Raw genomic sequence first — 21,549 nt, 5'->3', positions numbered from 1 at the left:
CAGAATTATATTAATATTTTAAAGTTTTAAAATAATTATAAAAAATAAGCGATAGTACATATTGTATTATCGCTTATTATCACTTATTATCATTTAATTAAAATATTTTATTTTGTATAAACTCTTCCGTTGTGTTTTGCTTTTATTTTGGATACTGTTTCGCTAATCATATTAACAGATTCCATTACATCTGCAAATGTTTCTGGTCTTATAGATTGTGCTCCATCGCATAAAGCATGCTCTGGGTCATTATGTACTTCTATAATCATGCCGTCAGCACCTGCAGAAATTGCTGCAAGAGTTAAAGGAAGTGCCATCCAAGCTCTTCCGCTTGCATGTGAAGGGTCGCCTATAACTGGTAAGTGGCTCATTCTTTTTATCACTGGTATAGCTGATACATCGAAAGTGTTTCTTGTATATGTTTCAAATGTTCTTATACCTCTCTCACACAACACTACATTAGGATTGCCTTTATCTAATATATATTCAGCACTCATAAGCCATTCTTCCATAGTGTTAGCTAATCCCCTTTTTAAAAGTATTGGCTTTTTTAATTTACCAACCTCTTTTAAAAGTTCAAAGTTCTGCATGTTTCTAGCACCTATTTGAATCATATCAACAGTGTTTTCAAAATCTTCTAAGTGTCTTATAGATACTATCTCACTTACAATAGGAATGCCTACTTCTTCTTTTGCTAGTTTTAATATTTTAAGTCCGTCAAGTGCCAAACCTTGGAATGCATAAGGGGAAGTTCTAGGTTTGAAAGCTCCTCCTCTAAGTATTGAAGCTCCTGATGCTTTTACACTTTTTGCTATATTTATTACTTGCTCTTCACTTTCTACAGAACAAGGTCCTGCTATAATTACTGGTTTTTCTCCGCCTATTTTTACTCCACTAACATCTACTATAGTGTCTTCTTTTTTGAATGCTCTGTTTGCTCTTTTGAATGGTTCTTGTACTTTTAATACTTTATCTACACCTGGTAATGTTGCTATTAATTCTTTATCTACTTTTGAAGTATCTCCTACAATACCTATAACTGTGCAGTCTACTCCTACGATTTTATTTGTACCAAGTCCTAAATTTGTTAATCTATCTGTTATATTATTAACTTGTTCTTCTTTGGCATTAGCCTTCATTACGATAATCATGATTTTTCTCCTTAAAATATAATTTATTTTTTACAATAATATTAAGCATTATGCTTTATAATAATGTTTTTGTTTTGTTTATTAAATTAAAATGTATTTGTGTGTGGTTGTTTAAAAAAAGATACTCTGGCGCTTTAAACGCCAAAATAATAAAAAGACTTAAAGTAATAAGCTAGAAAATTATTTGTATTTAAAATAATATTACCTTTCATAGTAATATATTATATTCAAAATAATTAAAAAGTCAATAGATTTATAATTGTTTTTAATAATTTTAGTAATATTTTTTTAAACTTTTTGTGATTATTTTTTATTTAATATTGTTTTTAAATATTATTTTTAAAGCTTTTTATTATATCACAAGCTTCTTCAACTTCTTTCATGCTAATATCTCTATGAGTTACAAACCTTAATTTATAATCACCAAAAGAACTTGCTTTTATTCCTTTTTCCAAAAGTTTATTTACCAATTCTATTGATTTCTTTTGTGTTTTTGCTATAACAATATTAGTTTCAACTTCATCTAAACTCAACTCACCCAATTTTGATTCAATTACAGCAGAAGCTATTTTTTTTGCCTTTATATGGTCTTCTTCTAATGAGCCTATATTATTTTCTAAAGCATATATTCCAGCAGCAGCCATCAAACCAATCTGTCTTAATCCGCCTCCTATTAACTTTCTAATTTTGAAAGCCTCATCTATAAACTCTTTTTTTCCGCATAACATAGCTCCCATAGGTGCACCGAGTCCTTTTGACAAACAAAATGTGATAGAATCTGTATTAGAAGCTATTTCTTTTACAGAAGCTTTTGAAGCAATAGAAGCATTAAATACTCTCGCTCCGTCCATATGCATATGCACGTTTTTTGATTTTGTAAAACTATATAATTCTTTTAAAACCTCTATTGGGTATACGCTTCCCCCATGTCTATTATGACTGTTTTCAACTTCTACTATATTTACATTAGACATATAATAAGGCTGAGGAGAAAAATAATCTTCTATTATAGATTTTGTTAATATTCCTCTTTTAGCTTTTACTGGTAAAGGCAAAACACCAGCCAATGCAGCTACTCCTCCAAGTTCATAATGTACAATATGAGATTCTTCTTCCAAAAGTATTTGTCTTGTTTTTGAAGATAATATTAATAAAGGTATTAAATTACCCATAGTACCGCTTGAAACAAATATTGCTTTTTCTTTTCCTGTAATTTCTGCTGCCATGTCTTGAAGTTTATTTACTGTAGGGTCTTCCATATAAACATCATCACCGCATTCTGCTTTATATATTGCTTTACGCATTTCATCGCTAGGCTTTGTTATTGTGTCTGTTCTTAAATCATAAACTCTCATATTGTTGCTCCTAATATATAATAAAAGTTGATTGTTTTTATTTTATATACCTATTTTGGTATAAAAATATAATATTACAATTTTTACATAATGTCAAGAATTTAAAAAATATTACTCTACTTGATAAATTAAATATTATTAATATACTATTATTTATATATGAGTTTATTTTTATAAAAAAATATTAAATAATTTCCGATATTATTATATATAAATATTATTGTAGGTAAATAAAATATGTTTGATTTAGATGTTGTAAACGCTTTTAGTAAGGGTACAGTTGTTATATTAAAGAGTTATTTTAATTCTAATGTTGGTAAGGGTAGTATAAAAATACATAGAAATGCTAATCATGTTGGCGGGGTTATAGTTTTTATTGGTATTAATGGAGATTTAAGCGGAAGACTTATGTTTAATATGAGTAAGGCTACTGCTTTCAAGTTAGCTTCTGCTCTTAATATGGAATCTATTACTGTTATAGATGATATGTTTATTTCAACTATAAAAGAATTTGTTAATATGGTTGCTGGTTCTGCAATAAATGAACTTTCTACTAAACATATAGATTTGGATATGACTCCTCCTGCAATATTAATGAGTGACCAATTATCTATGCTTGAAAGAGAAAACGACCAAATACTTTCTATATGCTACAAAACAGAGCTTGGCGAAATATTTATGAACTTAATAATATTTAATCAAACTCCATCATGATTAATTATCTATTAATATTATTTGCTTTTACCCTTCTTATAAAATATATAGTTTCTAAAATAATAATATCAAAGAGAGCCAATATTTTTTTAAATAAACATTTTCAAGATGAAGATAAATTATACACAATAGAAGAAGTTTCAAATAGTTTTAAATTAGATAAAGAACATTTCAAATCACTTATAAGCATATTAGAAACGCATCAATATTTTAGTTTTTTTAATAAGAGAGGCGTTACTATGGTGAAAGATTATTATTCAAGATATGAGCTTAAATATTTAGTAGAGCTTCTTTTAAAGAAAAAGAAATTAAAGTTTTAATATGTTGCTTCTAACTTAGAAGAGAGTAAATCTTTTTCTATAGAATTGCTTAAAAACTCAACAAATACATCATAAAGTATAGGGTCTAACTTAACATGCTTTTCTATAAAATCTTCTTTCATAATCTTTAATGCTTCTTCAGGAGTAAAAGTTTTTCCTCCTCTGTATTTTCTTGCAGGGTCAATTAAAGCATCATATACATCTATTATCTCAAGCATCTTAGCAGGGAAATAAGCAAAAGCATCTCAGTCATCTATTACTTTAGCCTCATAAGACATTATTCTTGGTATCTGAAAGCTAGGAACTTTCTCTAATTTTAATTTGTATAAACGCTCATAAGGTCCATAACCAAGCCCATAATATTCATGATGCAAAGCAACAGTTAAAATAACCTCAAGAGAATATTCAGAAGTTTGGCTTACAAGAGTGTAGCTATTAAATAAATGTTTTTTTATTCTCTCATAATCTCTTCCAGATTCACCCTCAAAATAATCCAAATCTTTTACTTTTCCTATATCATGAAGCAAAGCACCAATAGAATATAAGTTCATCTCTTTTTCTTCTACAAAACGCATACCATTATCAATACAGTCTTCAAGAGTTCTAAAGTCTTCGTATATTCTGTATTTTTCTGAAGAAGAAGTCATATTCTCATAATATTTTTTATACACTGTAGGAAAAGATGTTCTTATGCTATGTATTAAATTTCTTCTTTTTATGAGATTGTTATAAAAGGCAAGAAAATTTACATAAGAGACAAAAACCCTATTTGAGTGAGCCATTACACCGCCGTCAGAGAAATTTCTTAATTCTGTAAAAACTTTCTGTGTTTCTAAATTTTTTGAAAGCATATTAACTATTGTGTTTACCAAAGAAGTAGTAGTATCATTAATTTCCTGATTCTCTAATTTTGCCTGGTCTTGTGTAATCTCATTTCCTTTAATTTTTTTGATACTTTCAAACATAGTAACTTTGGCAATAAGCCCAACATCATTACCAGCGTCTACTATCTGCTGAGCTGTGTTTCTGTTTATTGTATGTTTCTCATCAACTTTAATTTCTTTTAATTCTTTATTATAAGTTTCAATTATATTTACTTTTTCATTATAGCTCATTTTAGAGATTTCAGATATTTTTCTGCTCATCTCTTCAGCAGCTTCCTTTGGAGTTTGAAATACATATTTATTAGTTTCTATATATGTTGCTGCAGAGTTTGTGTTTAATAATTTAAACTCATTTATAAAATGAGAAAAAGTTTTTGGGGCATATAATTTAACATTAGAATATTTTGGATTATCTACAATAAGACTTAACTGCTCTGTTGGAAAAGCTATTATATTGTTTTCTTTATCCATTCTAAATAATGGTATATTATGTGCTATTAGATTATCTTTAATTTCTTTTATTTCATCTATAGTAAGAACGACATATTTATCTATATTTAATTCTTCAGGCATATTTATTAATTTTCCTTAAATTATAATAATTGTGTGTAATTCTAGTATATAATATTTTATAAAAAAATAAAACCACTATTTTTTTATAAATTTCACATTATTTCTTATTTTTTACTCTAACGCCAGGACAAGGTCTATTGAATTTTCCAGATATCAAATTTCCATTTTTATCAGTATATTCATTCCAATAAGGAAAAGTACGGCACTGTTTCGGCTTTGCATCATGTATAATACATTTATCATTTTCATCTAAAAAAGGACATCTATTTTCTTCATCAACTTTTATATGATATTCTAATGAATAGCTATGTTTTAAATATTTACTTATAAACACAAGAGGATTGATATTTAAATAATCTGAAGCTTTTTTTATATCTTCTAAAGAAAAATATACATATCCATTTTCTTTACAGCATAATCCGCAGCCTGTACAAGAGAATTCTAATATATCATTTTTCTTTTTAGTTTTTTTCATTATTTTATATTATTAGCAGCGTTTCTTACTATATTAGCCATATTAGTTTTTCCAAGTTCAATATATCTATCAGCCACTTTCATATAAGCATCATATAAATTTTTTTTTCAGTTTGATTCATATCTTCAATTTTTTTTTTGCCGTCATTAGGTATTTTTATATTTACATTAAATACTATTTTATCAGGGTCTGTAAATATATTATCATTAGCAGCAAATATCATAGGCCATTTTCTAGCATCTCCAAGCTCTTTTGTAGCAATAGAAGTTAAAGTATCTGTCCATTTAGTTTTATATACATTTCCGTCTATATATGAAACAGTATTGTTTTGAGTATTATTATTTTGTGTTGCAGGCGGAGTAGGAGGGTCTGGTATTACAGGAGGATTAGGCAATTCAGGCTCTTTTGGAGGGTTTACATTTGTGTTAATTGTGTTTGTTTTTACTACTGCTGTGTTTGTTTGAATATTATTTGTTTTTGCTTGAGTATCATTTGTTATTTTGTTTATTTGATTATTAGTAACAATATTGTTAGTAGGTGTATTATTAGTTACAATGTTATTAGTAATTTTATTTGCGTTGTTGTTTTGGTTACTTATAAGATTATTTTGATTGCTGCTTATAGCGTTTATATTTGATATATCAGATAAATCATCATAATCATTAGTCATTTCATTAATATTTTCATTGCTTAATACATTTTCATTTGTAACTATATTATAAAATCCATCATCATTGTTATCATTTTTAGAAGTTAAGAATTGGAAACCTAAGAATGATAAACCTAATATTATAATTATAATACCTATGATTGGTATAAGCTTATTTGATTTTTTCTCATCATTTTCAATAGAATGCTCTGGAACTTTGTAAGGTTCTACAGGTTTCTTTTCTATTTCAGGTATAACAGTAGATGTTTTTAATTCTTCTTCAGTTTCTATAATTTTAATATCTTTTTCTTCTAATTCTTTTAATTTTTTGTTTGAATAATTTTGATAAGCTTCCACTGGAGTATCATCATCTATTTCTACAGCATTTTCTATTGCTTTATCCATTTCTTCTTGATTGAATGTTGGCTCTTCATTAGATATTTGCTGTATAGTTGTAGGAAGCACAACTTTTTTATTTTTAAATATATCGCCTTTAGTGTAAGTTACTTTTTCTTTTGTTTCTTTCTTTTTTTGGCTCTTCTATTTCAGTTTTTGTTTCTATACCGTCAATATCATTTTTTATTTTTTCTAATTCTTCTTTTATCTCTTCAGTTTCTTTGTCTTTATTTTCATCTTCTTTGTATTTATCAAATGAATCAAAGTTATATTTTTTTACAACTTCTTCTAAAGTTTGAGGCTTATCAGTATTTTCTTTAAGAATTATATCATTTTCTTTTTTATTAAGTACATTATTTACTATATCACTTGTTTTGTTAAAGATATTTTCATTGCTTTTTATATTATTATCAACTTCTTTATTTGTTTCCTCTTCTATTTTATCATCTGTTACTACTAAATGTTTTTTTGCAACTATTGGCTTTGAAACATTTTTAGATTTAGCTCTTATAGCTTCTTTTAGTAATGTAATAGATTCTCTTTCTGAAGGTTTTTCAGTTGTTTTTATTGGCTCTATTTTTCTTATAGTTGATGATGTTCTTAATGGAATAAATGCTGTTTCTTTTGATGTTTTTGAAGATTTATCAGCAGAATCATCTTTAGTAGCCATTTTTTTGAAAATATTATCTATTGTTTTTTGTGTATTGTCTTTTTTTAAAGAAGTTAGGGGTGTTACTGTTTTTTTTGTTTCTGCAGCAGTTTTTTTAGTTGTATCTTTAGCGTCTGTTTTTTTTATGCTTGAATCAGCAGCTTTTTTGGTTGTAAGTGTTGTTTTAGCTGATGTTTCTTTATTAGCAGCAGATGTTGTTGTTTTTTTTACTGTGCTAGTCTTTTTTACAGATGCTTCTAGTTTTTTTAGGTGCTTCTTTAGTATCAGTCTTTTTAACAGTTGAAGCAGTTTTTTTAACAGCAGCAGTTTTCTTTTTTTGTTTTCTTTAGCTGATGTTTCTTTATTAGCAGTTTTTTTTGCTGTAGTAGTTTTTTTAGCTGCAGTAGATTTTTTTGCTTCTTCTTTATTTGTTGTTTTTTTTGTTGCCATATTTTTACTCTGTAATATTTTGTTTATTTTTTATAATTATATTTCTTATAGTATTCATTTTGTCATTATCAAATATGTTTTCTCTAATGTTTCCTTTTTTTAATAAATCTATAAGATATTTATTTAGGTCTATATTGCTATCATTTAAATTATATTTCTTAACTATATAAACCGAATCAGCCATAAAAAGTATTATTCTTAATTTGTTTCCATCAGAAGAGTATTTTTCTATTATTTTCTGCGGATTATCTATACCAAGACAACTTAAATTATAACAAACTTTGAAGAATAATTTATCTATAGCTTGTTTAACTTGCTGTTCTTTTTTAACTTTTTTGTTTATTGTGTATAGTACAGAAAAATCTCTAGGACTAAAACGGCACATATCAGCAAAAAACTTTTCTTGATATGGCATAAGATAATAATGGCTTTTTACTTTAGATTCAACTCTAGTAATAAAATTGTTTTCTTCTAGAGTATCCAAAGATTTTACTATAGTAGCGTTTCCTCCAATTCCAGCTTCATTAAGCATTTGAGAATGAGTAGTTTTTGCTATACCATTTTCGTAGTCATAATTAGCAACTAAAACTCTATATACTTCTTTAGCTGATAGAGGAAGTTTTTTCCATTTGTTGTTTTCTGTTATAGATTTTGGAATAAATGAGCATAAATTAGCTATTGATATAAAAGTATCCTTGTCTAAATTTTTGATACTCTCTAATTGTACCTTATTTATGATATCTAACATTGTTTCCAAAATACTTCTCCGATTATTATAGGATAATATAATACATTAGAATTGATATAAAATCAAGCTTATGAAAAAAATTTATAATTATTAAATTTTTATCAATTTATTTTGGTAAATATGCGTTAAAAATGATTTTAGAAGTTAATTTTTTCCTGATAATCAGTATTTTTAGAAGAATTTTGGGTGGAATTTGAGTTGAATTTGGGGTTAATTTTTAGTTTTAGGAATTTGGGTTTAAAAATATGTATAAAATGTAGTGTAAATAGGCTGATTTATGGAAAAAGATAAAAAAATTCAAAAAATTAGCCTTAAAACCTATTGCTATTTATCGCACTCATGCTATAATAATAAAACAAACGATGAGAAATAAAAAAATCGCTTGAAACAAAAGTTCTTTGAAATATGGATAGCAGAAGCTAGTTTAATAAAACAAAACACAACTGGTGTAAACGAACTTTTAATTAAGTTCGGAGACCTAAACGCGTTACAATAAGTAACAATTTCTTTGCAAAAAGTAAATCATCACTTAGTAAAGTGATAAAATAAAGAATCGAAAACGATTCACTGAAAAGTGAGTATGGAGAGTTTGATTCTGGCTCAGAGCGAACGTTGGCGATGCGTCTTAAGCATGCAAGTCGAGCGGGCTTATTCGGGCAACTGGATAAGTTAGCGGCGAACTGGTGAGTAACACGTAGGTAATCTGCCGTGAAGTGGGGGATAACCCATGGAAACATGGACTAATACCGCATATACTCTTGCTACATAAGTAGAGTAGAGGAAAGTTTTTTCGCTTCACGATGAGCCTGCGGCCTATTAGCCTGTTGGTAGGGTAATGGCCTACCAAAGCTACGATAGGTAGCCGACCTGAGAGGGTGACCGGCCACATTGGGACTGAGATACGGCCCAGACTCCTACGGGAGGCAGCAGCTGAGAATCTTCCACAATGGACGAAAGTCTGATGGAGCGACATCGCGTGAGGGATGAAGGCCTTCGGGTTGTAAACCTCGGAAATTATCGAAGAATGAGTGACAGTAGATAATGTAAGCCTCGGCTAACTACGTGCCAGCAGCCGCGGTAATACGTAGGAGGCAAACGTTGCTCGGATTTACTGGGCGTAAAGGGTGAGTAGGCGGATTTATAAGTCTAAGGTGAAAGACCGAAGCTCAACTTCGGGAACGCCTCGGATACTGTAAGTCTTGGATATTGTAGGGGATGATGGAATTCTCGGTGTAGCGGTGGAATGCGCAGATATCGAGAGGAACACCTATAGCGAAGGCAGTCATCTGGGCATTTATCGACGCTGAATCACGAAAGCTAGGGGAGCAAACAGGCTTAGATACCCTGGTAGTCCTAGCCGTAAACGTTGTACACTAGGTGCTTCTATTTAAATAGGAGTGCCGTAGCTAACGTCTTAAGTGTACCGCCTGAGGAGTATGCCCGCAAGGGTGAAACTCAAAGAAATTGACGGGTCCCCGCACAAGTGGTGGAGCATGTGGTTTAATTCGATGATACGCGAAAAACCTTACCTGGGTTTGAATTGTTAGATGAATGATTTAGAGATAAGTCAGACCGCAAGGACGTTTAACATAGGTGCTGCATGGCTGTCGTCAGCTCGTGTCGTGAGATGTTGGGTTAAGTCCCGCAACGAGCGCAACCCTCACCCTCTGTTGCTACCGAGTAATGTCGAGCACTCTTAGGGGACTGCCTACGTTCAAGTAGGAGGAAGGTGGGGATGATGTCAAGTCCTCATGGCCCTTATGTCCAGGGCTACACACGTGCTACAATGGCAAGTACAAAGAGAAGCAAGACCGCGAGGTGGAGCAAAACTCAAAAAAGTTGCCTCAGTTCGGATTGGAGTCTGAAACTCGACTCCATGAAGTTGGAATCACTAGTAATCGTAGATCAGAACGCTACGGTGAATACGTTCCCGGGGATTGTACACACCGCCCGTCACGCCATCGGAGTTGGTTTTACCTGAAGCCGTTAGCCTAACCGCAAGGAGGGCGGCGTCGAAGGTGGGACTGATGATGAGGGTGAAGTCGTAACAAGGCAGCCGTACCGGAAGGTGTGGCTGGATCACCTCCTTTATTCGGAGTTTGTCCTTTTAAACTCTTACTGCTATTCATATTTGAAAGAACTTTTATATATCTATACCTCGTTAATAACTAGCCTACTCGGCTGGTTTTTTTGTATCTAATTCTTTATTAAGAAAAACATTTTATAACCGCACGCAAAATAAAATCTATATATAATAAAATTACAAATTATATATAGAATAAAATATATAATATTTTTCAAACGTGCGTTAAATAGTAGTTAAAATATAAAATAAATCTTGGGTGGGTAATGCTTTATTTAGTAGGCATTATAAAAAATTGAATTATAGATTATAATAAATACAACAAACCTATAGGGTGGGGAATGTAAATAAAATTTTTAAAAATTAATTAAAATATTGGCTTTTCTATGTCTTCTGAATTTCTTTTTATTTCTTTTACGAGTATGTATTCTATTTTAATATTTTTTTCTTTGGCAGTTTTTTTGTTTGTGTCGGCGTTGGCTTTACCTATAACTTTGGCAGGGGCATCTGTAATTACTATTACTACTTTGTTGTCGTTTTTGTAATCAAAATCTTCTAAAGCTTTTTGTATTGCTTCATACATAGGTTCTGCTTTATCTCCGCCTCCGCTAGCATAAAAATAATTAACATCTCTATATATTTTATTTATATTATTATCGAAATCTATTTTTTTAGTGAGGTATGTATCTTTCACATCTCTATAAAGCAAAAAACCAATTCTTGAATTAATATCTTTTTTAAATACTTGTTTGCTTATAGATTTTATTTCTTCTTTTATTGAAGTTAAGTATGGATGCATACTTTCTGTTGTATCTAAGACTAATACCAAATCTACTGCTGAGTTATATTTATTTATAATATTATAAACTTGAGTATTCAAATCTTTTTCATCATCAGCATAGTGGCTTTTTAATTCACTAGCTTTGTTTAAAGAATCTATTGCTTCACCATCAAAAAAATTTCTTTCTATGTTATTATTTATTTGATTTTTTCTTACTATCATTTCATTTGTATTTAATTCTATAATTTCTTGATTAGGAGGTTCTATTATAGGAGGAACATTAACTTTTTCTTCTGTAGTTGTTGTATTATTTGTGATATTGTTTGTTATTTTGTTTTCTATTATATAATCTATAGGATAAGTAAAAGTTTCTCCTTTAGTATTAAACACATTAAATGATAAATATCTATCTTCTGGTAATTTTTTAAAATATGCTTTTATATATAATTGTTTTCCTATTTTGCTATTGTATGTGTCTTCTAATACTATTCCATTATTATCTGCTTTTACTGTATAATTTAATGAAGTTTTAATTAATTTATATGTAGTATTAGTTAAACCCTCTCTCACATAAAATGCATATTTACCATTTTCTCCTCCAGAATAGTAAAGATAAAATGCGTATAAATCACCTTCTTTTTCTACATTTCTTAATGTTATTATAGGGTTAGTTTTTTTATTATTGTCTATTTTAAATAAAAATTTTGAATCTGTTACAATATTTCCATTATTATCTAATGCCTCTAATATAAGCTCCATATTATCTGATAGTAAAATTCTTGCATTTCCATTATTAGTATCCAAATATACAGATTCTCCTATAGATGCTTGTAAAGCTGTTCCTAATTTATTATGTATTGATACTTTATTAATATTTATTAATGAATTAGCATCAGATGACTGATTTAAATAAAGATATGAGTATTTATTATTTTGTAATTTAAATAATAGTCTTATATTGTCTATATTATTTTTTTTTCTTATATTTATTTGATATCCTGTAACTAATTTTTCTATAATAATATCATCTTGTGTTATTTCTGTGTATTGACAATATAAATTTTCTAAAGCACTAAAAAATAGTACCGATAAAATAATAAATAAAAACTTTCTCATTGTTTAAAACCTCTATAATTTATTATCGGCTCTATTATTTATAAATATCTATTGTTATGTTAATTACATTTTAAAAATTATCGCTTTTATAAAAAATTAATATTTAAAATCTTTATTTAAAAATATTAATTTAAAATAAAAAAATACCCGCACAATATTATGCAGGTATTTTTATTTTAGCTATAAATATTTTATTATTTTACTTGAAACACTTTATCCATTTCTAAGAAAAACTCTGTTCTTAATTTGTCTAAATCAGATAAAGTTTTAGCTCTATCATCTATAGCTTTATTTATAGCATTTTGGTCAGGGTTTTGTTTGCTCATTTCTAAATTTATAACTTGGTTTTTGTTATATACTTCTCTTCTCAAATCATCTATTTGAGGGAAATATTTACTTTCTATAGATTGTATTTGATTAATTTGGTCTTGAGTAAGGTTGTAATATCCGTAACCTCTGCCATATCCTGCACCATAACCTCTGCCATATCCATAGTTACAACCCATTCCGTAACCTCTGCCATATCCTCTGCCGCAACCCATACCGTAACCTCTGCCGTATCCTCTACCATATCCTGCACCATAACCTCTGCCATATTGTCCAAATAGAGATACAGAACCAAATACCATAATTGCTATAGAAACTAATATTAATACTTTTTTGTTAATGTTTTTCATTTTAATTCTCCTTTAGTTGTGTGTTTTTTATTTAATTTTTTTTATTTGTTTTATTATTTAACATATGGGTTGTTATAATAATAACATCCATTGTATCCGTTAAATCTTTGGTTATAATATCTGCCTTCATATCCTTGATTATTGTATCTAGCATTGTATCCATAATTACAACCCATGCCATAACCTCTGCCGTATCCTCTACCATAACCCATTCCATAGCCTCTGCCATATTGTCCAAATAGAGATACAGAACCAAATACCATAATTGCTATAGAAACCAAAATTATAAATCCTTTTTTCATTTTTAATTCTCCTTAGTTGTGTGTTTTTTATTTATTTTATTTTTTATTATTTTACGTATGTATTATTGTAATAATAACATCCGTTGTATCCATTAAATCTTTGGTTATAATATCTGCCTTCATATCTTTGATTATTGTATCTAGCATTGTATCCATAATTACAACCCATACCATAACCTCTGCCATATCCTCTACCATAACCCATTCCATAGCCTCTGCCGTATCCAAATAAAGATACAGAACCAAATACCATAATTGCTATAGAAACCAAAATTATAAATCCTTTTTTCATTTTTAATCTCCCTTACTTTTATATTTATTTTATTATTTTTTGTTTTCTTATGCTTTATTAGACGTAGAAAATAAATAAAAGTTCCCAATAAAATAAAAAAAATGAATTTTTTTATATACTATACTAGGGTATAAAAAAGGGAGCCTTTTAAAAAAGCACCCTTTAATATAGAATATTAATTATTTATTATTAATAGTTATCAATTACTTCATTATATGTAGGTATAGAATCTATTGCTCCTTTTCTAGTAACAGTTATATTAGAAACTTTAGTAGCAAATTCAATAGCCTCTTCAATAGTTTTATCGTCAGCAATCATTCTTACAACTCCGCCTAAAAAACTGTCTCCTGCAGCAGTAGTATCAACAACATTAACTTTATATGCATCAAAATGTTTTCTATTTTGTTTTGTTATAAGCTCGCATCCATCAGCACCTAAAGTAAGTATTATATTTTTAACTCCGCATTCAAGTACATAATCAATACCACCTATAATATCTATTTCTGTTTCATTTGGAATTAGTATATCTACACAGCTTAAGAAATCTCTATCTAGTTTTACAGCAGGGGAAGGATTTAACACAACAGTTTTACCAAGTTTTTTAGCAATAGATGCAGCATATTTTGCTATTTCTAAAGGTATCTCCAATTGCATAACTATTATATCAAATGATGCAATTAATTTTTCTTTGATATCATCTTTTGTAATTAAAGCATTAGCTCCTTGTGCTACAATAATATGATTAGCTCCATCATTAGTAACTGTAATAACAGCTATACCTGTAGAAATATCATTTTTTATTAATAAATTATCTATATTAACATTATTAGAATATAAAGCATTTGATAAATCTTTACCAAAATTATCATTTCCAATAGCACCAAGCATGGCTACATTTCCACCCAATTTACCTATGGCACATGCCTGATTTGCTCCCTTACCGCCATTAGCAGTATAAAAATTATTGCCAAGTATAGTTTCACCTTCTTTAGGAAAACGTGGAGTTGTGATAACTAAATCTTTATTTATACTTCCTATAACTAAAATTTTTTTACTCATAAATTAAATCTCTTAAATTAAAAAAGCAGTAATAATTTATTATTACTGCTTTTATTTATTATAATCACTCTTTTATTAAAGTAACTTCTACAGGTATGCTTTTCTCTACTGTTTCACCATTAATAATTTTTAAAGCAGTTTCAACAGCTATAGCTCCCATTAAATCAGGTTGCTGAGCTACTGTAGCTTTGATAGAACCATCTTTAACTGCCAAAACAGCATCATCTGTAGCATCAAAACCTATAATAGATATATCTTTTCCTGTAGCTTTAATAGCTTCCAAAGCACCTAAAGCCATTTCATCATTATGAGCAAATACACCTTTAATATCTGGATTAGCTTGTAATATATTTTCCATTACTGTTAATCCTTCTGCTCTATTAAAATTAGCAGTTTGACTTGCTATAACATTTAATTTAGTGTCAGCTATTTCATGGAATCCTTTACCTCTATCTATAGTAGCAGAAGCACCAGGTATTCCTATAAGTTCAGCTACTTTTGCTTTTTCTCCTATTAGTTCTACTAAATATTCTCCAGCCATTCTAGCACCAGCAACATTGTCAGAAGCTATTTGAGCATTAACATCAACTCCATTAACAATTCTATCTAATGCTATAACAGGTATATTTGCAGCTATTGCATTTTCTACAGCAGGAGCAACAGCATCAGAATCAACAGGGTTTACTATAATTACTTTAACATTTTTAGATATTAAGTCTTCTATATCACTTGCTTGTTTAGCAGTATCATCAGAAGCATTAACTACACTTAAATTTATATTAAGTTCCTTAGCTTTAGCCTTAGCTCCCTCTGACAAACTTACAAAGAAAGGATTGTTCAATGTAGATACAGATAATCCAACACTTACTCCACTACTGCTTTCACCATTACTATTAGATGAGCCGCATGAAAACATAAATACTGATAATAATGAAATGATTAAAATAATTTTTTTCATGATTTTTCTCCTTAAATATTTAATTATATATTTTTTTATTTTTTATCTATTTCTATCTGAAACAACTGCTAAAAATATTACTAATGCTTTAACAACATCTTGATAATATGATGATACTCCTATAATATTTAGTCCATTATTTAATACTGCTATTATAAGTATACCAATTAAAGTTCCTGTAATCTTTCCTCTTCCTCCAGTCATACTAGTTCCACCTAAAGCAACAGCAGCTATAGCATCTAATTCATATCCCTCTCCTAAAGTTGGCTGTGCCGAACCTAATCTTGATACTAATATTAAACCAGATAAAGCAGACATAAATCCTGATGTAGCATAAACTATTAATTTAGTTTTATTTATATTTATACCAGCCAATTCAGCAGCATTAGCATTACTTCCTGTAGCATATATCTGTCTTCCAAATACAGTTTTTTTCAATACAAATAGGAATATAGCAAAGAATACAACCAATATCCAAACAGGTGTGGGTATTCCTAAAAAAGAACCCTTACCTATATGATTTAATAAAAAATTATTTCCAAGTCTTGATATAGGTTTACCTCCGCTTATTATCATAGTTAAACCTCTATATCCTGTCATAGTTATTAATGTGGCAATGAAAGGCTGTAATCTAGATTTTGTAACCATCAATCCGCTTATCACACCTAATATTATACCAAATATTAAAGCTATCAACATAGCTAAAGGAGCAGGCAAACCTAATTTAATTGTATGAGCACATATTATACTTGTTAATGCCAATATAGAGCCTACAGATAAATCTATACCACCTGTAAGAATAATACATGTCATTCCAAAAGCTATTAAACCATTAATTGCTGATTGTCTTAGTAAAGATAAAAAGTTATTAATAGTTCTAAAATCAGGACTTACAATACTTATAGCTATTATTAATAATATCAAAGCTATAAATGAACCATAATCTTGAAGATATTTTAATTTATTTTTAGTATTCACAGTTGTCCTCCAGTTGCTAATATCATAATATTTTTTTCTGTAGCCTGACTTCTGTCTAGAAATCCAGCTACCTTTCCTTCATGTATAACCATTACTCTATCACTCATACCTATAATTTCAGGAAGCTCTGATGAAACCATAATCATAGCTAATCCCTTAGATGCTAAGTCATTCATCATTGTATATATTTCTTTTTTTGATGCTATATCTACACCTCTAGTAGGTTCATCTAATATAAGGATTTTAGGCTTACTTAATATCCATTTTGCAAATATTACTTTTTGCTGATTCCCACCACTTAAATTATTACATATATGATTAACTCCGCTGCATTTTATATTGAAATCTCTAACTGCAAATGAACTTGTGAAAGTTTCTTTTTGTCTGCTTATTATAAAATTATTTGTTACTATTCTAGGAAAATTATTTAAAGATATATTATTTTTTATAGTTTCATTTAACATTAATCCTTCTACTTTTCTATCTTCTGTAATAAAACCTATTCCATTTTTTATAGCTTCTTTAGGATTTTTTATGCTTACTTTATTTCCATCTAATTCTATTTCTCCAGAATCTAAAGGCAAAACTCCAAATATTGTTTTCATTATTTCTGTTCTGCCGGCCCCCATTAAACCATAGACACCTAATATCTCTCCATAGCTTACATTAAAAGATACATTGTTAAAATATTTTCCAGATGAAATCTCTTTAATATTTAAAGCTATTCCTTTTTTTTCATTATCTGTCTTCGAAAATCTTTCTCCTATATCTCTTCCTATCATCATATTAATGATTTCATTCATATTCGTATCTTTTATATTTTTAGTTCCTACATATTCTCCGTCTCTCATTATTGTAATTCTATCGCATAGCTCAAATATTTCTTCCATTCTATGAGAAATATATATAATAGATACACCTTTTTCTCTTAAAGAATTAATTATCTTAAATAAATGCTCTGTTTCATTTATTGTTAATGCGGCAGTAGGTTCGTCCATTATTATTACTTTTATTTCAGATATTAATGCTCTTGCTATCTCAACCATTTGCCTTTGTCCTACAGACAAATCAGCTAATTTATCATTTGGATTTAAATTCATTCCCAAAATAGATAATGTTTCTTTTACTTTGTTTTGCATGTTTTTTTTATCTAAAATGCCAAATTTAGTATAAATCTCTTTTCCAAGAAATATATTCTCTTCTACTGTCATATCAAGCAAGCTATTTAATTCTTGATATATAAAAACAATACCATATTCTTCTGCCTCTTTAGGGTGATTAAATGAAATATTTTTTTCGTCTATAAATATTTCTCCAGCATCTTTACTATAAACACCTGTTAAAACTTTCATTAAAGTAGATTTACCAGCTCCATTTTCACCCATAAGAGCATGAATCTCTCCATCTGCTAATGAAAAACTAGCATTATTCAATACCTTTACTTTTCCAAAGGATTTCATAATATTTTTCATTTCTATTTTCATAATTAATAATCCTATAATTTATTAAAATATACAAGCAGACTGTAATATTATATTAGCGTAAGGAGTAGCTTCCCCACTTCTAATAATAGCTTTACAGTTTTGTGTTTTTTTCTTAAAATCATTATGACTTACATACTCAATAGATACCCCATTAAATATTTTTAATATTTTTTCATGTACATCTTTATTATGATTTTTTATTTCTTCAGCTAATATAATATGTTCTATTTTTAAATCCTTATAAACTTCTTCTAATACGTCTATAAAAGAAGGAAAACCAATTTTTAAAGATATATCTATATATTTTACATTATCAGGACAAGGCAAACCTAAATCTGATATACATATAGAATCTGTATGTCGCATATTGCTTAGAGTTTCAGATATATTAGTATTTATTATTCCATTTTTTTTCATATAGCATGCTTCCATTAATATATTTTTTTATATAAATAATAGTATATGAATAATCAAGTGGTTGTCAATTTTTTTCTGTATTTTTACAGAAAATTTTCTGAAATTTTTCTGTAAAATAACTCTTTATTAAAATTATATTGACAAATTAAACTTCATGCATTATAGTAATAAAAAATCTTAATTAGTATGATTTGTATATTATGAACGATAAAAAAATAACATTAAGCTATATAGCAAAAAAGGCAAATGTCTCTGTTGCTACTGTTTCTAGAGTATTAAATGGAAACAGCAGTGTTGATGAAAAGATAAAAAATAAAATAAATAAAATTATTAATTCTGATGGATATAATCTAAAAAAAACTATTAAAAATAAGCAAATTATATCAGTGATTATTCCAGATATTAGAAATCCTTTTTTTGCAAATATCATTGAAGGAATAGAAAATACTGCTAATCTTTATGGATATCATATTATACTTTCTCAGTTCAAAGAAAATAAAGATATATCAAATTTTAAAGATATAACAAATATAGGAGTATCTGGATATATTATAATACCATCTGTAGGAAGTACAAAATATTTTGATGATATAATTAATAATTCTAATTTGCCAATTGTTTTTTTGGATAGGAAAGTAGAGTTTGATAATATAAATTATGTTGGTTCCGATAATAAAATAGGGGCTTATAATGCAACTAAATATTTAATAGACTTGGGGCATAAAAATATTATATATATGGCAGGTCCTCAAGATATTAGCACAGAGAAAGAAAGATTTGATGGGTTTATAAAAGCATTAAATGATAATGATATAGATTTTGACAATACCAAATATAAAAAAGTAGCAAATTTTTAATTTTGATGAAAGTTATGAGCAAATGAAAGATATAATAAAATCAAAGCTTAATTATACTGCTATATTTTCTGCATGCGATGTTATGTGTTTTGGTATAAAGAAAGCAACAGAAGAGTATGGAATATCAATACCTAATGATATATCTTTAATGGGTTATGATAATATACCTTATTCATCTATGATAGGTCTTACTACTGTATCTTCTCAAGCTTATGAAATGGGTAAAAATGCTGTACTTTCTGTATTAAATATTATAAGTGAGAGAATAACAGATAATATAAATATTGTGCTTCAGCCTAATATAGTAATTAGAAACTCATGTAAAAAAATATAAATTAATAATATAGTTTTAAATTATTTCTTTATTTTGACAATTTTTGCAATTTATGTATAATCTCATATAAGAGTAAATGAAAAATGGCTAAAAAAGATAAGAAAGATAAAAAAAATAATTCTGTCTCATCTGGTGAGATAGCAAGAAACAAAAAAGCACTTTTTAATTATGAGGTGATAGAAAAGTTTGAGGCAGGTATAGTTTTACTTGGTACAGAAGTTAAATCTCTTAGAGATAGGGGAGTTAATATGTCTGATTCTTATGCTTCTTTTAAAAAGGGTGAGCTTTTTATAGTGAATATGCATATTTCTCCATATCATTTCGGCAACAGAAACAATCATGACCCTTTGCGTGAAAGAAAACTTTTAATGAAAAAAAGAGAGATTAAAAGACTTTATGGTAAAATAAAAGAACAGGGACTTACTTTGATTCCTATTAGTTTATATTTTAGCAGAGGAAAGGTAAAAGTTGAGCTTGCTTTGGCTAAAGGTAAGAAGCTTCATGATAAGAGAGAGACTCTAAAGAAAAAAGCATTAGACAGAGAGATGGAAAGATATATTAAAAGATAGATATGCAAAATTATTATAGTTTTTCTGATTATGTAAAAAAAAGTTCGGTTTTAAGGTTGGCAAGATTTCTATAGACACAGATTTCGGCTGTGCTCATAAGGCCAATAATGGAGGATGCAAGTTTTGCAATTTAAATAGTTATAAACCTCCATATGTGGAAGAAGATGATATAAAAAATCAATGGATAAACGGCGTAAACAATTATAAAAATAGATATAAAAAATATTATGCTTATTTTCAGCTTGGCACTCCTTTATCAAAATTAGCTTCATCAGAATCTCTTAAATATGCAAATAAATTAATTGAGTTTGAGGATTGTGTGGGGTTAATGTTTGGGGCAAGAAGTGATATGCTTGAAGAGGCAGTGCTCTTAGAATTAAATAATTTATCTAAAAAATATAATAAAGAGATATGGCTTGAAATGGGGCTTCAATCTTCAAATGATGATACTTCTATTTTTATAAACAGAGGACATAATTTTGAGTCTTTTGCTGATATGACAGAAAACATAAAAAATAATTATAGTAATCTCATAATATCAACTCATATAATATTTGGTTTGACCTAAAAAATAGAAGGTAAAAAAATAATTTTGGAAACAAGAGAAGAGATGCTTCAAACGGTAAGAGATATTTCTAAATTAAAAATTGACAGTGTAAAGTTTCATCAGCTTGATATTGTAGTTGGAAGTGCTTTTGAGTCAATGTACAAAAATTATGATTTTCCTACGCTTGATGAAGATTTTTATATAGAGCTTATGGCTGATGCTATATCTATTTTAAGAGAAGATATAATAGTGTCAAGGATTATGGGGGACAGTTTAGGAGATAGTTTAATAGCACCAAAATGGAAAAAATCTAAAGGCGAAATAATTAATTCTATAAACAAATTGATGACAGAGCGAGAGTTGCGTCAAGGCAGCAGGTTTTTATAGAGGCATTATCGATTTTTTTGTTGTTCTTTTCCCCGTAGCTTACGCGGTGCGGACTTCGTCAAAGTTGCAAAAAGTACGAATTTATATGTTGCCAATATATATAATAAAAAACAATATGTATTTTTTAGATTAAAATTGCAGTCTTTTTGCTTCTTTGGGTCACCAAAAGAAGTAGGGGGTTGGGGGCTGGTCCCCAAAATATAAAAACAAAAATTGATAAACTTAAAATTTTTAGATATATAATAAGTTTTTTTATTCAACTTTTTCCCGCGTACGAGCTGTACCACTACTCGCCGTAGCAGCTTGCCGCACGACAATACTCTGTTTTAATCATAGCCCTTTAG

The 21,549-nt window shown here is 28.6% G+C and carries 22 protein-coding genes, 1 rRNA gene and 1 pseudogene; 7 read left to right on the top strand and 17 right to left on the bottom strand.

Features of this window, described 5'->3' with window-relative positions:
• Positions 1–107: 107 nt before the first annotated feature.
• A complete protein-coding gene (gene aroF, locus BPP43_RS06945) occupies positions 108–1,151 on the bottom strand; it encodes a 3-deoxy-7-phosphoheptulonate synthase (protein WP_014932355.1) in 1,044 nt (347 codons plus the stop codon).
• A gap of 326 nt (positions 1,152–1,477) precedes the next feature.
• Positions 1,478–2,506, bottom strand: coding sequence for a threonine aldolase family protein (locus BPP43_RS06940; protein ID WP_015274552.1), 1,029 nt, complete (start codon positions 2,504–2,506; stop codon positions 1,478–1,480).
• A gap of 237 nt (positions 2,507–2,743) precedes the next feature.
• Between BPP43_RS06940 and BPP43_RS06935 the strand changes: the two genes are divergently transcribed.
• Both BPP43_RS06935 and BPP43_RS06930 read left to right on the top strand, forming a co-directional pair.
• Entirely contained in the window at positions 2,744–3,220 is a 477-nt protein-coding gene (locus tag BPP43_RS06935) for a chemotaxis protein CheX (RefSeq protein ID WP_013244501.1), read from the top strand.
• Entirely contained in the window at positions 3,217–3,540 is a 324-nt protein-coding gene (locus BPP43_RS06930; RefSeq protein ID WP_014936749.1) for a hypothetical protein, read from the top strand. The genes BPP43_RS06935 and BPP43_RS06930 overlap by 4 nt, the downstream gene beginning before the upstream one ends.
• Here BPP43_RS06930 and BPP43_RS12220 read toward each other — a convergent pair.
• The 6 genes from BPP43_RS12220 to BPP43_RS06910 all read right to left on the bottom strand — a co-directional run bounded on the left by BPP43_RS12220 (position 3,537) and on the right by BPP43_RS06910 (position 8,373).
• On the bottom strand, positions 3,537–3,758 hold the full coding sequence (locus tag BPP43_RS12220; protein WP_252832282.1) for a hypothetical protein: 222 nt from the start codon (positions 3,756–3,758) through the stop codon (positions 3,537–3,539). The genes BPP43_RS06930 and BPP43_RS12220 overlap by 4 nt on opposite strands.
• 27 nt (positions 3,759–3,785) lie before the next feature.
• The gene (locus BPP43_RS06925; RefSeq protein WP_252832281.1) at positions 3,786–4,997 is read right to left on the bottom strand and encodes an HD domain-containing protein; all 1,212 of its coding nucleotides are present in this window, start codon (positions 4,995–4,997) and stop codon (positions 3,786–3,788) included.
• A 97-nt stretch (positions 4,998–5,094) separates the two neighbouring features.
• Entirely contained in the window at positions 5,095–5,472 is a 378-nt protein-coding gene (locus tag BPP43_RS06920; RefSeq protein WP_013244504.1) for a YkgJ family cysteine cluster protein, read from the bottom strand.
• A gap of 79 nt (positions 5,473–5,551) precedes the next feature.
• A complete protein-coding gene (locus BPP43_RS12215; protein ID WP_252832280.1) occupies positions 5,552–6,586 on the bottom strand; it encodes a LysM peptidoglycan-binding domain-containing protein in 1,035 nt (344 codons plus the stop codon).
• Positions 6,587–6,614: 28 nt separating this feature from the next.
• Complete coding sequence (locus tag BPP43_RS12210) at positions 6,615–7,616, bottom strand: hypothetical protein (RefSeq protein ID WP_252832279.1); 1,002 nt, start codon at positions 7,614–7,616, stop codon at positions 6,615–6,617.
• Positions 7,617–7,620: 4 nt separating this feature from the next.
• Positions 7,621–8,373: a hypothetical protein gene (locus tag BPP43_RS06910; protein ID WP_014932359.1), complete on the bottom strand. Its 753-nt coding sequence runs from the start codon at positions 8,371–8,373 to the stop codon at positions 7,621–7,623.
• 568 nt (positions 8,374–8,941) lie between these two features.
• Between BPP43_RS06910 and BPP43_RS06905 the strand changes: the two genes are divergently transcribed.
• Positions 8,942–10,454: ribosomal RNA gene (locus BPP43_RS06905) — 16S ribosomal RNA — on the top strand.
• A gap of 360 nt (positions 10,455–10,814) precedes the next feature.
• Here BPP43_RS06905 and BPP43_RS06900 read toward each other — a convergent pair.
• From BPP43_RS06900 to rbsD, 9 genes are all read right to left on the bottom strand, one after another.
• Positions 10,815–12,344, bottom strand: coding sequence for a vWA domain-containing protein (locus tag BPP43_RS06900; RefSeq protein WP_015274550.1), 1,530 nt, complete (start codon positions 12,342–12,344; stop codon positions 10,815–10,817).
• A gap of 194 nt (positions 12,345–12,538) precedes the next feature.
• On the bottom strand, positions 12,539–13,021 hold the full coding sequence (locus BPP43_RS06895) for a Spy/CpxP family protein refolding chaperone (protein ID WP_013244507.1): 483 nt from the start codon (positions 13,019–13,021) through the stop codon (positions 12,539–12,541).
• A gap of 53 nt (positions 13,022–13,074) precedes the next feature.
• The gene (locus tag BPP43_RS06890) at positions 13,075–13,323 is read right to left on the bottom strand and encodes a hypothetical protein (RefSeq protein WP_015274549.1); all 249 of its coding nucleotides are present in this window, start codon (positions 13,321–13,323) and stop codon (positions 13,075–13,077) included.
• A 46-nt stretch (positions 13,324–13,369) separates the two neighbouring features.
• On the bottom strand, positions 13,370–13,615 hold the full coding sequence (locus BPP43_RS06885; protein WP_013244509.1) for a hypothetical protein: 246 nt from the start codon (positions 13,613–13,615) through the stop codon (positions 13,370–13,372).
• Between the two features lie 189 nt (positions 13,616–13,804).
• On the bottom strand, positions 13,805–14,674 hold the full coding sequence (gene rbsK / locus BPP43_RS06880) for a ribokinase (RefSeq protein ID WP_015274547.1): 870 nt from the start codon (positions 14,672–14,674) through the stop codon (positions 13,805–13,807).
• A 64-nt stretch (positions 14,675–14,738) separates the two neighbouring features.
• Positions 14,739–15,632, bottom strand: a complete 894-nt coding sequence (locus BPP43_RS06875) for a D-ribose ABC transporter substrate-binding protein (protein ID WP_015274546.1) — start codon at positions 15,630–15,632, stop codon at positions 14,739–14,741.
• 42 nt (positions 15,633–15,674) lie between these two features.
• Positions 15,675–16,610: an ABC transporter permease gene (locus BPP43_RS06870; RefSeq protein ID WP_015274545.1), complete on the bottom strand. Its 936-nt coding sequence runs from the start codon at positions 16,608–16,610 to the stop codon at positions 15,675–15,677.
• Positions 16,607–18,094 (bottom strand): sugar ABC transporter ATP-binding protein, encoded by a 1,488-nt coding sequence (locus BPP43_RS06865; RefSeq protein ID WP_015274544.1) that lies wholly within the window; start codon positions 18,092–18,094, stop codon positions 16,607–16,609. Before BPP43_RS06865 ends, BPP43_RS06870 begins: the two co-directional genes overlap by 4 nt.
• A 21-nt stretch (positions 18,095–18,115) precedes the next feature.
• Positions 18,116–18,511, bottom strand: a complete 396-nt coding sequence (rbsD, locus tag BPP43_RS06860; protein WP_015274543.1) for a D-ribose pyranase — start codon at positions 18,509–18,511, stop codon at positions 18,116–18,118.
• Between the two features lie 200 nt (positions 18,512–18,711).
• Here rbsD and BPP43_RS06855 point away from each other — a divergent pair, with 200 nt between their 5' ends.
• The 4 genes and pseudogenes from BPP43_RS06855 to mnmL all read left to right on the top strand — a co-directional run bounded on the left by BPP43_RS06855 (position 18,712) and on the right by mnmL (position 21,205).
• Positions 18,712–19,368 (top strand): LacI family DNA-binding transcriptional regulator, encoded by a 657-nt coding sequence (locus BPP43_RS06855; protein ID WP_252832278.1) that lies wholly within the window; start codon positions 18,712–18,714, stop codon positions 19,366–19,368.
• Positions 19,369–19,390: 22 nt separating this feature from the next.
• Complete coding sequence (locus tag BPP43_RS12205; RefSeq protein WP_252832277.1) at positions 19,391–19,702, top strand: substrate-binding domain-containing protein; 312 nt, start codon at positions 19,391–19,393, stop codon at positions 19,700–19,702.
• An 83-nt stretch (positions 19,703–19,785) separates the two neighbouring features.
• Positions 19,786–20,271 (top strand): SsrA-binding protein SmpB, encoded by a 486-nt coding sequence (gene smpB / locus BPP43_RS06850; RefSeq protein ID WP_015274542.1) that lies wholly within the window; start codon positions 19,786–19,788, stop codon positions 20,269–20,271.
• A 2-nt stretch (positions 20,272–20,273) separates the two neighbouring features.
• A pseudogene (gene mnmL, locus BPP43_RS12560) lies at positions 20,274–21,205 on the top strand (tRNA modification radical SAM protein MnmL/YtqA).
• Positions 21,206–21,549 lie beyond the last annotated feature (344 nt).

The sequence above is a fragment of the Brachyspira pilosicoli P43/6/78 genome (genome assembly GCF_000325665.1).
GTDB classification, from domain to species: Bacteria; Spirochaetota; Brachyspiria; order Brachyspirales; family Brachyspiraceae; genus Brachyspira; species Brachyspira pilosicoli.
The sequence above is the reverse complement of the archived record's forward strand: the minus strand, read 5'-3'. Positions and strand labels throughout refer to the sequence as shown.

Coding starts and splice junctions, on each gene's coding strand:
- BPP43_RS06935 (WP_013244501.1), top strand. CDS start 2,744: ATGTTTGATTTAGATGTTGTAAACGCTTTTAGTAAGGGTACAGTTGTT.
- BPP43_RS06920 (WP_013244504.1), bottom strand. CDS start 5,472: ATGAAAAAAACTAAAAAGAAAAATGATATATTAGAATTCTCTTGTACA.
- BPP43_RS12210 (WP_252832279.1), bottom strand. CDS start 7,616: ATGGCAACAAAAAAAACAACAAATAAAGAAGAAGCAAAAAAATCTACT.
- rbsD (WP_015274543.1), bottom strand. CDS start 18,511: ATGAAAAAAAATGGAATAATAAATACTAATATATCTGAAACTCTAAGC.
- BPP43_RS06940 (WP_015274552.1), bottom strand. CDS start 2,506: ATGAGAGTTTATGATTTAAGAACAGACACAATAACAAAGCCTAGCGAT.
- BPP43_RS06895 (WP_013244507.1), bottom strand. CDS start 13,021: ATGAAAAACATTAACAAAAAAGTATTAATATTAGTTTCTATAGCAATT.
- rbsK (WP_015274547.1), bottom strand. CDS start 14,674: ATGAGTAAAAAAATTTTAGTTATAGGAAGTATAAATAAAGATTTAGTT.
- BPP43_RS06885 (WP_013244509.1), bottom strand. CDS start 13,615: ATGAAAAAAGGATTTATAATTTTGGTTTCTATAGCAATTATGGTATTT.
- BPP43_RS12205 (WP_252832277.1), top strand. CDS start 19,391: ATGAAAGATATAATAAAATCAAAGCTTAATTATACTGCTATATTTTCT.
- aroF (WP_014932355.1), bottom strand. CDS start 1,151: ATGATTATCGTAATGAAGGCTAATGCCAAAGAAGAACAAGTTAATAAT.
- BPP43_RS06925 (WP_252832281.1), bottom strand. CDS start 4,997: ATGCCTGAAGAATTAAATATAGATAAATATGTCGTTCTTACTATAGAT.
- BPP43_RS12220 (WP_252832282.1), bottom strand. CDS start 3,758: ATGCTTGAGATAATAGATGTATATGATGCTTTAATTGACCCTGCAAGA.
- BPP43_RS06890 (WP_015274549.1), bottom strand. CDS start 13,323: ATGAAAAAAGGATTTATAATTTTGGTTTCTATAGCAATTATGGTATTT.
- BPP43_RS06865 (WP_015274544.1), bottom strand. CDS start 18,094: ATGAAAATAGAAATGAAAAATATTATGAAATCCTTTGGAAAAGTAAAG.
- BPP43_RS06855 (WP_252832278.1), top strand. CDS start 18,712: ATGAACGATAAAAAAATAACATTAAGCTATATAGCAAAAAAGGCAAAT.
- BPP43_RS06875 (WP_015274546.1), bottom strand. CDS start 15,632: ATGAAAAAAATTATTTTAATCATTTCATTATTATCAGTATTTATGTTT.
- smpB (WP_015274542.1), top strand. CDS start 19,786: ATGGCTAAAAAAGATAAGAAAGATAAAAAAAATAATTCTGTCTCATCT.
- BPP43_RS06900 (WP_015274550.1), bottom strand. CDS start 12,344: ATGAGAAAGTTTTTATTTATTATTTTATCGGTACTATTTTTTAGTGCT.
- BPP43_RS06930 (WP_014936749.1), top strand. CDS start 3,217: ATGATTAATTATCTATTAATATTATTTGCTTTTACCCTTCTTATAAAA.